This window comes from Mycetocola lacteus, assembly GCF_003667575.1.
GTDB lineage: Bacteria > Actinomycetota > Actinomycetes > Actinomycetales > Microbacteriaceae > Mycetocola > Mycetocola lacteus.
In genome coordinates this window covers 242,221-254,757 of the sequence record NZ_RCUY01000011.1, presented here as the reverse complement: position 1 = coordinate 254,757, position 12,537 = coordinate 242,221, and the positions used below count along the sequence as shown (strand labels likewise).

The window sequence follows — 12,537 nt, the reverse complement described above, 5'->3', positions numbered from 1 at the left end:
GTCTAGCGTAGGAGGGTGACTGTTGCCTCCCCGCCCCGTGCCCCTCGTACCGCTCGTCCCTGGCTCATGCTGGGTGTCGGAGTGTATGCCCAGGCGGCCGGGACGGTGGTCGCCGCAGCCCCCGCCTTCTTCATCCCGTTCCTGCATACCCAGCGCGGATTGAGTCTCGCCGAGGCCGGGGCGCTCGCCGCGGCACCCAACGTTGGACTGGTCCTCACCCTGGTGCTCTGGGGTTGGATCGCCGACCGTCGCGGGGAACGCGGAGTCCTGGTAGCCGGGCTTCTGCTCACAACCCTCGCGGTGCTCGGTGCACTATTCGTCTCGGGCACCTCGACCGGATCACTCTGGATTCTCGGGGTACTCCTCGGCATCGCCGGGGCGGGCACGGGCTCGGTGAACGTCGCCAGCGGACGCGTCGTGGTCGGCTGGTTCCCGGCCAACCGTCGCGGACTCGCGATGGGGATCCGGCAAACCTGTCAGCCGCTGGGCATCGCCGCTGCCGCGCTGGCCATTCCCGCGCTGATCGCGGGTGGGTCACTCGCCCCCGCGCTCATCCTGTGTGCGGTGCTGGTCTTGATCGCGGCAATCGCCTGCGCCATCGTCATCGTGGACCCGCCCCGTCATCCGCTAACGCCGGGTACTACCGCGGCGCAGACCAACCCGTATCGCCGTTCGGGCACCCTGGCCCGCATCCACGCGGTCTCGGCCCTCCTGGTGGTTCCGCAGACGGCCCTGAGTACCTTCGGTCTGGTGTGGCTGATCGTGGATCAGGGATGGAGCGCCCTGGCCGCCGGTGCCCTGGTCGCCATCGCTCAGCTGCTCGGCGCCTTCGGTCGAATCGCGGTGGGTGTGCTCTCGGACCGGGTGGGCAGTCGGCTCCAGCCGCTGCGCTGGATCGCCCTGATCGGCGTGGCCACCCTGCTGCTCACCGCGGCGGCCGGTGCCGTGCACTGGCCCTGGGCGGTCGCGATCACCTATGTCCTGGCCAGCTGCATCGCCGTGGCCGACAACGGCCTGGCGTTTACCGCGGTCGCCGAAATCTCCGGAAGCCGCTGGGCCGGACGAGCCCTGGGCATCCAAAACTCCGGCCAGTTCGCGGCGACCGCCCTGGTGGGTCCGGCCGTGGGCGCGCTGATCACGGTGATCGGCTACAGTGGCGCGTTTGCCCTGCTCGCGCTCGCGCCCATCATCGCGCTGCCCATCCTGCCCGGTCGGGAGGCCGAAACGGCACATGAACCGGAGCCCCGTGGCTCAGCCGGTGGGGAACAGCCCGTGAGCTCAGACTCGTGATCCGGAACCTGTGAGCCGGCCCCCTACGCCCCGCTAATCGGGTGCAGGGCGAGGAGCAGGATTCCGGTCCAGTGGCAGAGGAAGGCCAGCACCGTGCACACGTGGAAGATTTCGTGGAAACCGAAGTGTCCGGGGAACGGGTTAGGGCGTTTGAGTGCATACGCCACCGCTCCCACCGAGTAGAGCAGGCCCCCCACGACCACCAGCACCATGCTGGCGAGGTTTGCCTGGATGATGTCACCCAGATACATCACCGCCGCCCAGCCCAAAGCCAGGTAGAGGAAGACGTAGAGCCAGCGCGGGGCACCGATCCAGAAGACGCGGAAGGCGATCCCGAGCAGCGCGGCCGACCACACCGAGATGAGCAGAATCATCCCCTGCGGATTCGGCAGCGCCAGCAGCGCGATGGGGGTGTAGGTGCCGGCGATCAGAAGGAAGATGTTGGCGTGGTCGATGCGCTTGAAGATCATCTTCGTGCGCGGCTTCCAGTTGATGCGGTGGTACAGCGCCGAGTTGCCAAACAGCAGCATCGAGGTGAGCATGAACACCGCCGACGCCCACTTCGCTACCGGTCCGTCGGCCAGCACGATGAGCACGATACCCGCGGCGATGGTCACCGGGAAGGTGCCCGCGTGAATCCATCCACGCCAGGTGGGCTTGACCTCCTCGGGAAGCACATCCGCCGCCTCGATCAGAGGAAGACCGTGGCGTTCATCATCCCCGGACACGCCCCCGCTCTCCGAGGAGTTGGCGGACGCTGAAAGGTCACGATCTGCTGGCATACTCCCAGACTACGCCAGCCAATATACGTCTGAACGGAAATGTGGACTACCGTAGGTCTGTGACGAATAGCGAACCTCGACCCGGACGTGGCCTCCTCTACGCGCTCTATCAAAAGATGCTGCGTCGAAACCTGGCTCCCGAGACGCTTCCGCACCACGTGGCCATGATTATTGATGGAAACCGACGCTGGGCGAAGCAGCTCGGGCTCGAGACCGTGGCGCACGGACACCGCGCGGGTGCCGCCAAGATGCAGGAATTTCTCGAGTGGTGCGACGATCTGGGAATCCGCACCGTCACCCTGTATCTGCTCTCGGCGGATAACCTCACCCAGCGTTCCTCGGAGGAACTGCGCGATCTGATCGTGATCATTGCCGACCTTGCCCGCGACCTCGCCGGCTATCGAGACTGGCGCGTTCAGCACGTTGGTGCGACCGCCGGTCTCCCCGAATCGCTGCGCACGGCCCTGCACGATGCCGAAGAGGCAACCAAGGACCGCTCCGGGCTGCACATCAACCTCGCGGTGGGCTACGGGGGACGCTCCGAGATCGTCGAGGCCATGCGCACCATTGTGCGGGACTATGAGGGCAGCAACGGCGGAACCATCAGCGGTCTTGCCGAGCTCCTCACCCCCGACCTGATCGGTGCCCACCTCTACACCGGCGGTCAGCCGGATCCCGACCTGGTGATTCGCACCTCGGGGGAGCAGCGGCTCAGCGACTTCATGCTGTGGCAGAGTGCACACAGCGAATTCTATTTTGTGGAGGCGCTGGGCCCGGACCTGCGCGAGGTCGACTTCCTCCGTGCCGTCCGAGACTTCTCACGCCGCCAGCGCCGATACGGCGGATAACGTCCGGGAGTACCTGGCGTTATTCGCCTCCGGCATAGTAGTCTCCGAGCACGGCATAACGGTTGCCGCAAACGCTTGGGAGGAGACAGAATGTCGGGAATCAGCGTGGTTGTGGGCGGTTTCGCACAGCGGGAATACCCGCCCTCGCGTGCCGAGGTCAGCGCCACCATCGAGGTTGAGGGGGCCGAGCGCACGGATGTCGTGGCGCGCGCATCCCGGCTCCATGCCGAGCTCACGGTGGCCGCACAGCAGCTGGCCGACCAGGGCGCGACGACCCGGTGGCACGCACAGTCGGTGGCGGTGGGAACCAGCCCGTTCTGGGGACCCGATGGGCAGCGTGGTGCGGATATTCAAAAGGCCAGCGCGGGTCTCACCCTGCGCTTTCAAGATTTCGCCGCGCTGACAGACTGGGTTACCCGGCTGGCCGCCGAACCCCTGGTGCGGGTGAGCGGGGTGGACTGGGACATTGCCGAGGCGGATCGCGCGGACCGGATCGCCGAGGTGCGTGCGGCCGCGGTGGCCGACGCAATCGCTCGCGCGGCCGTCTATGCGCGTGCGGCCGGCGCGGGAACGCCCGTCCTCGAGTCCCTGTACGAATCGGGGCTGCGTCCTGCTGGTGGTGCCTCCGACGGAGGCTTCCGTCCCAAGGGCCGCTCCTTTGCGATGGCCTCGGCCGATATGGCCGGCGGCGACAACGGGTTTGATCTGACTCCGCGCCCGTTTGTGGTGTCGGCGGAAATCACCGCGGACTTCCGCGCCTAGAACAAAACCCTTCCTCCACAACCTTCCGCTCTGATCCGGTTATCCACCGTTTCCACCCCGCGAGCCTTGAGCTGTCCGCCCGAGCATAGCGTGGGGTCATGCTCACCACATCGACCCCACGCCTCGCCAGTGCCCACTTCCCGGTCCCCTTTGTGCCACCGCATCCGGGCCCCTTTGACGTGCCCTTTCCCCTGACCATCGCCGAACCCATCGTGCCCGCGGCCAGCCTCGTTACCGCAGGCTCCGGTCCGATTCCCGTCATGCTGTGGCCCTGTCTACTCTGGCTGCTGCTGACTACCCCCGGACTGATCCGGCTCGATATGCGCGAGCGCAGGCTCCCCAACCGGCTGATTGTGCCGGCAGCACTCCTGCTGGTCGGGGGAGTGATTTTCGACGCCGTCTCCGTGGCTTCCGGCGGTCTTGGGCCCAATGATCTTGGACCCAGCATCGTTGGGTCCGTCGGCCGTGAGCCCAACGTCGTGGGGCCCGTGGGTGTTGTCGCAGCCTCGGCGCGAGACGGCCCGGTGGAGGCCTTCGCAAAGTTGATCCCCGCTCTCATTCTCGCGATCGTTTCGCTCACTCTGGCTGCCGTCGGGTTTTGGGGAGGAGGCGATGGCAAGCTCGCGGCGGTGTGTCTGGCCCTGCTGGCCCTGACCGCCGACCCCGTGGGCGCACTGAGCCTGTTTGCGCTGCTGTGCGGCCTCGCCACGATCGTCACCTCCTGCCACCACGCACTGAAACGGATTCGAAGGAGGCGAGGGGCATCACCCCCGATCGCTCCCGAGCACCCGGACACACCTTCCGGCGGGATTCTCACCCGCACGATTCCGCTCGGTCCGGTGTTACTGGGCGGGCTATGGGGCACCCTGCTGATCCTGGTTGTTACGGGGCTTCCGATGTAGGCCAGCGCGCGGGAGGCCGGCGCACAATAAAAGCCGCCTCGGGTGGGCACACGGTGCCCGCCCGAGGCGGCAGTGGCTGCTACTGCGAGAGGTTAGCCGGCGTGGGTCATTGAGAGCAGGTCGAGGGCGGCATCCAGCTGCTCCTCGGTGACCTCTCCGCGCTCCACGAACCCGAGGGCCACAACGGCTTCACGGACGGTGATGCCCGCGGCGACCGCGTGCTTCGCGATCTTGGCGGCGGCCTCGTAACCGATGATCTTGTTCAGCGGCGTCACGATCGAGGGCGACATACCCGCCAGGGCTGCGGCGCGCTCCACGTTGGCCTGGAGACCATCCACGGCCTTATCGGCCAGCACCGTCGAGGCGTTGGACAGCAGTCGAATCGACTCCAGAAGGGCGGTACCCATGATCGGAATCTGAACGTTCAGCTCGAAGCTGCCGGACGCGCCGCTGATCGCGATCGAGGCATCGTTACCGATGACGCGCGAGCACACCATCAGCACGGCCTCGGGGATCACCGGGTTGACCTTACCCGGCATGATCGAGGAGCCGGGCTGTAGGTCGGGGATGTGCAGCTCGCCCAGGCCGGTGTTCGGGCCCGAACCCATCCAGCGCAGGTCGTTACAGATCTTGGTGAGGCTCACGGCGATGGTGCGCAGCGCACCCGAGGCATCCACCAGACCGTCGCGGTTGGCCTGGGCCTCGAAGTGATCCAGGGCCTCGGTGATCGGCAGACCCGAGTCGGCGGCGAGGCGACGGATAACCTCCTGCGGGAAGCCCAGCGGGGTGTTGATGCCGGTGCCGACCGCGGTGCCACCGAGGGGCACCTCGGCCACGCGCGGCAGAGCCGACTGAACCCGCTCGATTCCCAGGCGGATCTGACGGGCGTACCCACCAAACTCCTGACCCAGGGTGACCGGGGTGGCGTCCATGAGGTGGGTGCGACCGGGCTTGACCGCGTCCTTCCACAGCTCGGCCTTCTTCTCCAGCGACACGGCCAGGTGCTCGAGGGCCGGCACCAGCTGCTCGATCAGGGCACCGGTCACGGCCACGTGCACCGAGGTCGGGAAGACATCGTTGGAGGACTGCGAGCAGTTCACGTGGTCGTTCGGGTGAACGGCGGAGCCCAGCGAGCGAGTAGCCAGGGTCGCCAGCACCTCGTTCATGTTCATGTTCGAGGAGGTTCCCGAGCCGGTCTGGTATACATCGATCGGGAACTGGTCGGCGTGCTGGCCGGCGATAATCTGATCGGCAGCGTCCTCGATTGCCGCGGCAATCTTGCCATCCAGCACACCCAGCGACGCATTCGCGGAGGCGGCAGCCTTCTTGATTCGGGCGAGGGCCACCACCTGGGCGGCTTCCAAACGCGAGCCCGAAATCGGGAAGTTCTCTACCGCGCGCTGAGTCTGCGCCCCATACAGGGCGGAGATCGGCACACGAACCTCACCCATGGTGTCGTGCTCGATGCGGTATTCGGCGGATGCGTTTTCAGACACGGTGTTCTGCTCTCCTCGAGGTGTGAACGCTACTCTGCGTTCGGGGTTTTGGTGCTTGTGGCACCCGTGGGATCCAGGTTACCCAATGTCACATCGGGAACCGCTGTGCCCTCCGTCAGACGGTAGTTGGCACCGACGACCGCGAGGGTTCCCTCGGCGACCGCACGATTAATCATCTCAGAACGAGTCAAGAGCTCGGCCACCGTGCTGCGCAGATGACTCTTTCCCACCTCGGCCGGGTCCGCGTGAGAGATCTCGGTTCCCGATACTCCCGCGACCTTGACCACCGAGGGCACAATCTGGCGGATCAGACCGGCAATGTTCGGCGGCAGCGTTTCGGCGTCGGGGGCACAGGAGGAAATCGCCGCCTGGACCGCACCACAGGCGTCGTGTCCGAGAACCACGATCAGCGGAACCTTCAGCACACCCACCGCGTATTCCAGCGATCCCAGCACCGAATCGGAGATGACCTGCCCGGCGTTACGCACCACAAACAGGTCGCCCAGACCCTTATCAAAAATAATCTCGGCGGACAGACGCGAGTCCGAGCAGCCAAACAGTGCGGCATCGGGGGTCTGCACACTTGCCAGCTGGTGACGGCGCTCCACATCCTGTCGGGGGTGCAGCGGCTCACCGCTCACAAAGCGTTCGTTACCGGCGACCATTTCGGCCCAAGCCTGGCCCGGAGTCATGGTGGACATTAGCGGTTTGCCTCCTTCTCGATGTCCGGAGTCAGCGCGGTCGCGAGGGTGGTGAACTCCTCGTTCGAGGCGGACCCGAACAGAACAAAGTACGAGCTTCCAGCCTGGGTAGCCAGGCCATAGTGCACGTTTCCAATCTTGTCATCCCGTGAATCACGGTTGTCGTATACGGTCCACTGGACCCCATCGATCGTGGTGGTGCCCGTGGGCACCGAGTTCTTCAACATCAGGGAGGTCCAGGAGTCGTTCGCGTTCAGGCCCTGAGCCATCCCGATGAACTTCTGATCCGGCGTGAGAAAACCAATCTCCCACGACTTCACCGAGGTCTTCGAGCGCACCTCGGCATAGTTCGCGCTCCAGGTTTTGGGGAGCTTCGGGCTGGCCAGGTGGGCCTCCTGAGACTCCTGTACCTGCCCGGCCACCACGGTGTAATCCACCGAGCGATCGGTGGGCTTATCGCTGCGCGGCACGATGATCACCATGACCGCGACCAGCGCGACGGTGGCCAGCAGCGAGTAAACCAGGTTGTTGACGGTCTTACGCATCCGATAGTTGCGCGACTGAGTGGCTTTGCGCTCGGCCGTCTCCTCGGGCGTTTCCGGGCGACCCAGCTCGGCAACAACCCGCGGCTCGGTGGACTTCTTTTTTGCCACGGTTAGAAGATCTCCTCGCCGGAAGCGGATACCTCGCCGGTGTGATCGGCGTTCGCGGTCGAGGCGGCACGGGCCGCATCCAGCCGGGCCTTGGCCCCGATCAGCCACTGCTCGCAGCGGGCGGCCAGCGCCTCACCGCGCTCCCACAGCTCAAGCGAGTGCTCGAGTGTTGCCGAACCCTGTTCGAGTTCAGACACCACCCGAACCAGCTCGTCACGGGCCTCTTCATAGCTCAGGGCGTCGATTTCGGGGTTGGAAGACATGCCGCCATCCTATCGCGTCCGCACCGACCTCCCGTTCCCCGGGTGGGGCGGGAAACGGGTGAACTCTCCCGCAATCATGCGGGTCCTCCCGCCGAGACACCGGCGGGCTAACGCTCGGTTTCTGTCGCGGTTGCGTGCAGCACACCCTCGGCGAGGGTGATCCGCAGATCGGTACCGGTGGGTGCCTGGGTGGTCTCGCGCAGTGCGGATCCGTCCGGGGTCTGCACGATCGCGTATCCGCGGCGCAGGGTTTGCTGCGGGGACAGGGTGCGCAGTCTCGCGGTGAGCTCGGCCAGTCCCGACTCCGCGCGCTCGATTCGGCGATCGATCATCTCGGCACCGCGCGCCACATAGCGGGTGACCTCCTCACTGCGGGAGGTCACGATCCACGCCCCGTCGGCCAGCGCCGGGCGGGTTCGGATCTGCTCCAGCCGGGAAATCTCGGTGTTGATCTGGTGCACCAGGCGGCCGGTCAGCCGCGAACGCGCCTCGGCGACCCCGGCAAGCTCCTCGCCCACATCGGGCACCACCCGCTTGGCCGCATCGGTGGGGGTGGAGGCTCGGAGGTCGGCAACATCATCAAGCAGCGGACGGTCGGCCTCGTGCCCGATCGCCGAGACGATCGGAGTGGTCGCGGCCGCGGCCGCCCGCACCACACGCTCGTCGCTGAATCCCAGGAGATTCTGGAAGTCGCCACCACCGCGGGCGACGATGATCACGTCCACCTCGGGGTCGGCATCCAGCGCCTCGATCGCCGCAACCACCTCGCCGACGGTGCGATCGCCCTGAACCGCGGCGTGACGCACCCGGAACTGCACGGCCGGCCAACGCAGCTGGGCATTGCGCAGCACGTCCTTCTCGGCGTCGGAGTCCTTGCCGGTGACCAGTCCGATCACGTTCGGGAGGAAGGGCAGTCGCTTCTTGCGGTCGGGAGCGAACAAACCCTCGGCGGTGAGGCTCGCACGCAGGCGTTCGAGTCGTTCAAGCAGATCACCCAGGCCCACATGGCGCATCTGCATCACCTGCATCGTCAGGCTGCCACCCTTGACCCAGAAGTTGGCCTTGATCAGCGCAACCACCCGGTCACCCTGCTTGAGATTCTCGGGCAGCTTCACTCGCACCGAGGACCAGATGGTGAAGGAAATGGTCGCGTCGGCGTTCAGATCCTTGAGCTTGCCATAGACGTTGCCGCCGGACTGTCCCCACTGGGTAATCTCGCCCTCAACCCACACCGTGCCGAGCCGGTCGATGTAGTCGCGAATCTTGTTCCCCAAGAGCGCAATCGGCCACGGATCCTCCGCAGTAGCGGGCTGTGCGGGCATAGAAACGGCCATCCGGCAATCCTCTCACTCGGAGTCCAGCGACTCGGCTTACAATTGGTGACGTGAGTAACACGACGATTAGCCTGCCGATGCCGAGGATCCCCGGTGCTTCAAGCCGACTCCAGGATAACCCGGTCGCCGGACCCAAACGTGTGCTGCTGGCCGCCCCGCGCGGCTACTGCGCCGGTGTTGACCGCGCCGTTATTGCGGTTGAGAAGGCGCTGAACCTCTACGGTGCGCCCGTCTACGTGCGTAAACAGATCGTGCACAACGTCCACGTGGTCTCCGAGCTTGAGGCTCAGGGAGCCATCTTTGTGGACGAGGTGGACGAGGTTCCCGAGGGTTCGCACATCGTGTTTTCCGCGCATGGCGTTTCCCCGGCCGTGGTGAATGCGGCGGCCGACCGTCAGCTGCAGGCCATCGACGCGACCTGCCCGCTGGTCACCAAGGTGCACCGCGAGGCCGTCCGGTTCGCGCGCGCGGATCAGGAGATCCTGCTGATCGGCCACGAGGGACACGAAGAGGTTGAGGGTACCGCCGGGCACGCCCCCGAGCGCACCACCATCGTGAACGGGCCGGAAGATGTGGACAAGATCACCGTCAAGGACCCCGACAATGTGGTGTGGCTCTCGCAGACCACCCTCAGCGTGGACGAGACCATGGAGACCGTGCGCCTGCTGCGCGAGCGCTTCCCGAACCTGAAGAACCCGCCCTCGGACGACATTTGCTACGCGACCCAGAACCGGCAGGTGGCGATCAAGAAGGTCGCCGTCGGTGCGGACCTGGTGATCGTGGTCGGTTCGGCCAACTCCTCCAACTCGGTTCGCCTGGTCGAGGTTGCCCTGGAATATGGCGCAAAGGCCGCCTACCGGGTCGATTATGCGAGCGAAATCAAGCAGGAGTGGCTGGATGGTGTGCAGACCGTGGGCGTGACCAGTGGTGCCTCGGTGCCCGAGGTCCTGGTGGATGAGGTCCTGCGGGACCTTGCCGGCGCCGGATACGGTGACGTCCAGGAGGTCAAGACCGCCGAGGAAGACCTCATGTTCTCCCTGCCCAAGGAGCTCCGCAAGGACCTCGAAGGCAACCGTGACGAGCGCGCCCTGGGTGGCCGTCGCTCCTCCTAAATTCCATTTGAGCTGTTCGAGAGGCAACGATGACCCCGCAACCCCGTTTTGGTGAATTCGCGACTCCCGAGGAGCAACGCGATCAGATGAACGGGCCCGACGCCGAGAAGGCGTCGGTCCCCGCCGTCGATCAGCCCCCACGCCGTCCGTCCTTTGGCGAGCGGGTTGAGGAGGGGGATGGTGACGCGGCTGCGAGCGCGCCTGCGGATCCGGAATCCGTCTCTGCGCCGAACGCATCCGATTCGGTTTCGTCGGTGTCGGCACCCGCAGTGCCCACCGCCCCCGCATCCTCCGCGCCGCGTTATGGCGAACGGGTGGCCGAGGGTGCGGCCCCGGCAGGCTCCGAGCATCCCGAGTCCGCCGCCGCAGACGGTTCGCCCACGCGTGCCGAGCCGCGTCGCCCCACGTACGGCGAGCGAGTGGATCCGGCGGATGCGCCGCAGCAGGCCCCCGCCTCACCCTCGGCTGCCCCCGCCGCAGGCGAGCGTGTGGCTGCCTCACAGCTACCGCCGCCCGAATATGGCGAGCGAGTGGCCGCATCCCAGCTACCGCCGCCCGAGTATGGCGAGCGTGTGACTGCGTCCCAGCTGCCGCCGCCCGAGTACGGTGAGCGCACCACGGACGCCCCAGTGTATGCGCAGGCATCCTCGACACCCGCCGCCCCCGCCGACGGTATTCCCCGCTACGCCGCGGGATCCTTCAGCGGCGTGACCGTGGGAAACCGGCCGGCCACCCAGACCTCGACCCCGGCGGATGCACGAGCCGGTTCGCAGGCCGGTAATGGTGTGAACCGTGCGGGCGCGCCGTCGGGTGGAGCGCCCAAGCGCCCCGCCGCCGGTCGCGCCAACGACGGGCTGCCCGTACAGGCCCCGCCGGACCGTTTCATCTCGCTGATCCTGCTGGCGTTTGGTGCATTCTCGATTCTGACCAGCGTCCCCGCGCTGCTCAACCTGCGCGAGGCGTTTGTTGAGTACTTCAAGGAGCTCGGCATCTCGGGTGACTCGCTGGGGCAGTCGATCAACGTATCGGGATGGGTGATGGCGGCGATCATGATCGCCGTGTGGTGCCTGTCGGCCTGGTGGACGATGCGCCGGATCCGGGCGGGTAAGTCCTCGTGGTGGATTCCGCTGCTCGGGGCCGTGGTCGCCCTCCTGGTGATGAGCATGATCCTGGCCCCGGTCATGGGTAACGATCCGGCCTTCCAGGAGTATGTGCGGCGGTTCCAGCCGTAGCGATTTTGACACATAAAAACCCCGGTGATGGAGAACATCACCGGGGTTTTGTGTGGGGCGAACCTAGATGGTCAGCGACTTACCGTGCGAACCGAGCTGACGGGTCGACTCGATGACGCGGGCGGCCATGGCGGTTTCGGCGATCTTGCCCCAGGCGCGGGGGTCGTAGACCTTCTTGTTTCCGACCTCACCGTCAACCTTGAGGAAGCTGTCGTAGTTGCGCAGTACGTTGTCGGCGATGGCGCGGCTGAACGCGTACTGGGTGTCGGTGTCGATGTTCATCTTGATGACACCGTTGGCGACGGCCTCGCTGATCTCGGCGTCGGTTGAACCCGATCCACCGTGGAAGACGAGGTCCAGCGGCTTGGCGGCGGTACCGTACTTGGCAGCCAGGCCCTCCTGGATTTCCTTGAGCAGACCCGGCTGCAGCTGCACGTTACCCGGCTTGTACACACCGTGCACGTTGCCGAAGGTCAGCGCGGCCATGTAGCGGCCCTGTTCGCCCAGGCCCAGCGCCTCGACGGTCTGGATGGCGTCTTCGAGGGTGGTGTACAGGTGCTCGTTGATGTCGTGGCTGACACCGTCCTCCTCGCCACCCACAACACCGATCTCTACCTCGAGGATGGCGTTGATGTTCTTGGTCTTCTTGATGATCTCCTTGGCGATCTCCAGGTTCTCACCCAGCGGCACGGCCGAGCCGTCCCACATGTGGGACTGGAAGATCGGGTTGCGACCGGCCTTGACCTCTTCTTCGGAGGCGGCGATCAGCGGGTACACAAAGTCGTCCAGTGCGTTCTTGGGGCAGTGGTCGGTGTGCAGGGCCACGGTGATCGGGTAGTTGTCGGCGATCGCGTGCACAAACTTGGCGAAGGCGAGGGCGCCGGAGGCACGGTTCTTCACGGTGTGGCCGGCGAAGTAGTCGGCACCACCGGTGGTGACCTGGATGATGCCGTCGGAGCCAGCCTCGGTGAGTCCCTGAAGCACTGCGTGAATGGTCTGCGATGACGACACGTTGAACGCCGGGAAAGCGAATGCGTTCTCCTTGGCGTTGTCAAGCATCCGTGCGTACTGCTCGGGGGTTGCGATAGGCATTACTTCTCCTTAAGGAATGTCTGCAGGGAACACTTCGAGTCTACCGACCGGGCTTCACGGATGTCTCGGT

The 12,537-nt window shown here is 65.8% G+C and carries 13 protein-coding genes; 6 read left to right on the top strand and 7 right to left on the bottom strand.

Features of this window, described 5'->3' with window-relative positions; translation table 11 throughout:
• Positions 1-15: 15 nt before the first annotated feature.
• Positions 16-1,290, top strand: coding sequence for an MFS transporter (locus tag D9V34_RS13445; protein ID WP_245991804.1), 1,275 nt, complete (start codon positions 16-18; stop codon positions 1,288-1,290).
• A gap of 23 nt (positions 1,291-1,313) precedes the next feature.
• Here the strand turns inward: D9V34_RS13445 and trhA are convergent, their stop codons facing one another.
• The gene (gene trhA / locus D9V34_RS13440) at positions 1,314-2,072 is read right to left on the bottom strand and encodes a PAQR family membrane homeostasis protein TrhA (RefSeq protein WP_121687118.1); all 759 of its coding nucleotides are present in this window, start codon (positions 2,070-2,072) and stop codon (positions 1,314-1,316) included.
• A gap of 59 nt (positions 2,073-2,131) precedes the next feature.
• Here trhA and D9V34_RS13435 point away from each other — a divergent pair, with 59 nt between their 5' ends.
• The 3 genes from D9V34_RS13435 to D9V34_RS13425 all read left to right on the top strand — a co-directional run bounded on the left by D9V34_RS13435 (position 2,132) and on the right by D9V34_RS13425 (position 4,584).
• Positions 2,132-2,920, top strand: a complete 789-nt coding sequence (locus D9V34_RS13435) for an isoprenyl transferase (protein ID WP_281272266.1) — start codon at positions 2,132-2,134, stop codon at positions 2,918-2,920.
• Positions 2,921-3,010: 90 nt separating this feature from the next.
• Positions 3,011-3,682, top strand: coding sequence for an SIMPL domain-containing protein (locus D9V34_RS13430; RefSeq protein WP_121687116.1), 672 nt, complete (start codon positions 3,011-3,013; stop codon positions 3,680-3,682).
• 98 nt (positions 3,683-3,780) lie between these two features.
• Positions 3,781-4,584, top strand: a complete 804-nt coding sequence (locus D9V34_RS13425; protein WP_121687115.1) for a hypothetical protein — start codon at positions 3,781-3,783, stop codon at positions 4,582-4,584.
• Positions 4,585-4,676: 92 nt separating this feature from the next.
• Here D9V34_RS13425 and D9V34_RS13420 read toward each other — a convergent pair whose 3' ends face one another.
• From D9V34_RS13420 to xseA, 5 genes are all read right to left on the bottom strand, one after another.
• Complete coding sequence (locus D9V34_RS13420) at positions 4,677-6,080, bottom strand: class II fumarate hydratase (RefSeq protein ID WP_121687114.1); 1,404 nt, start codon at positions 6,078-6,080, stop codon at positions 4,677-4,679.
• 29 nt (positions 6,081-6,109) lie between these two features.
• Positions 6,110-6,781, bottom strand: coding sequence for a carbonic anhydrase (locus D9V34_RS13415; protein ID WP_030148453.1), 672 nt, complete (start codon positions 6,779-6,781; stop codon positions 6,110-6,112).
• A complete protein-coding gene (locus D9V34_RS13410) occupies positions 6,781-7,434 on the bottom strand; it encodes a DUF4245 domain-containing protein (protein ID WP_121687113.1) in 654 nt (217 codons plus the stop codon). Before D9V34_RS13410 ends, D9V34_RS13415 begins: the two co-directional genes overlap by 1 nt.
• A gap of 2 nt (positions 7,435-7,436) precedes the next feature.
• Positions 7,437-7,697, bottom strand: coding sequence for an exodeoxyribonuclease VII small subunit (locus D9V34_RS13405; protein WP_121687112.1), 261 nt, complete (start codon positions 7,695-7,697; stop codon positions 7,437-7,439).
• Between the two features lie 107 nt (positions 7,698-7,804).
• Complete coding sequence (gene xseA / locus D9V34_RS13400) at positions 7,805-9,031, bottom strand: exodeoxyribonuclease VII large subunit (protein WP_121687111.1); 1,227 nt, start codon at positions 9,029-9,031, stop codon at positions 7,805-7,807.
• Between the two features lie 77 nt (positions 9,032-9,108).
• Between xseA and D9V34_RS13395 the strand changes: the two genes are divergently transcribed.
• Together D9V34_RS13395 and D9V34_RS13390 are read left to right on the top strand one after the other, a co-directional pair.
• Entirely contained in the window at positions 9,109-10,143 is a 1,035-nt protein-coding gene (locus tag D9V34_RS13395) for a 4-hydroxy-3-methylbut-2-enyl diphosphate reductase (RefSeq protein WP_121687110.1), read from the top strand.
• A 29-nt stretch (positions 10,144-10,172) separates the two neighbouring features.
• Entirely contained in the window at positions 10,173-11,375 is a 1,203-nt protein-coding gene (locus D9V34_RS13390; protein ID WP_121687109.1) for a DUF6264 family protein, read from the top strand.
• A 63-nt stretch (positions 11,376-11,438) separates the two neighbouring features.
• Here the strand turns inward: D9V34_RS13390 and fbaA are convergent, their stop codons facing one another.
• The gene (gene fbaA / locus D9V34_RS13385; protein ID WP_121687108.1) at positions 11,439-12,467 is read right to left on the bottom strand and encodes a class II fructose-bisphosphate aldolase; all 1,029 of its coding nucleotides are present in this window, start codon (positions 12,465-12,467) and stop codon (positions 11,439-11,441) included.
• Positions 12,468-12,537: the final 70 nt, after the last annotated feature.

Excerpts from the sequence above, each read along its gene's own strand:
- trhA (WP_121687118.1), bottom strand. The coding sequence starts at position 2,072 with ATGCCAGCAGATCGTGACCTTTCAGCGTCCGCCAACTCCTCGGAGAGC.
- D9V34_RS13430 (WP_121687116.1), top strand. The coding sequence starts at position 3,011 with ATGTCGGGAATCAGCGTGGTTGTGGGCGGTTTCGCACAGCGGGAATAC.
- D9V34_RS13425 (WP_121687115.1), top strand. The coding sequence starts at position 3,781 with ATGCTCACCACATCGACCCCACGCCTCGCCAGTGCCCACTTCCCGGTC.
- D9V34_RS13415 (WP_030148453.1), bottom strand. The coding sequence starts at position 6,781 with ATGTCCACCATGACTCCGGGCCAGGCTTGGGCCGAAATGGTCGCCGGT.
- D9V34_RS13405 (WP_121687112.1), bottom strand. The coding sequence starts at position 7,697 with ATGTCTTCCAACCCCGAAATCGACGCCCTGAGCTATGAAGAGGCCCGT.
- xseA (WP_121687111.1), bottom strand. The coding sequence starts at position 9,031 with ATGGCCGTTTCTATGCCCGCACAGCCCGCTACTGCGGAGGATCCGTGG.
- D9V34_RS13395 (WP_121687110.1), top strand. The coding sequence starts at position 9,109 with ATGCCGAGGATCCCCGGTGCTTCAAGCCGACTCCAGGATAACCCGGTC.
- D9V34_RS13390 (WP_121687109.1), top strand. The coding sequence starts at position 10,173 with ATGACCCCGCAACCCCGTTTTGGTGAATTCGCGACTCCCGAGGAGCAA.
- fbaA (WP_121687108.1), bottom strand. The coding sequence starts at position 12,467 with ATGCCTATCGCAACCCCCGAGCAGTACGCACGGATGCTTGACAACGCC.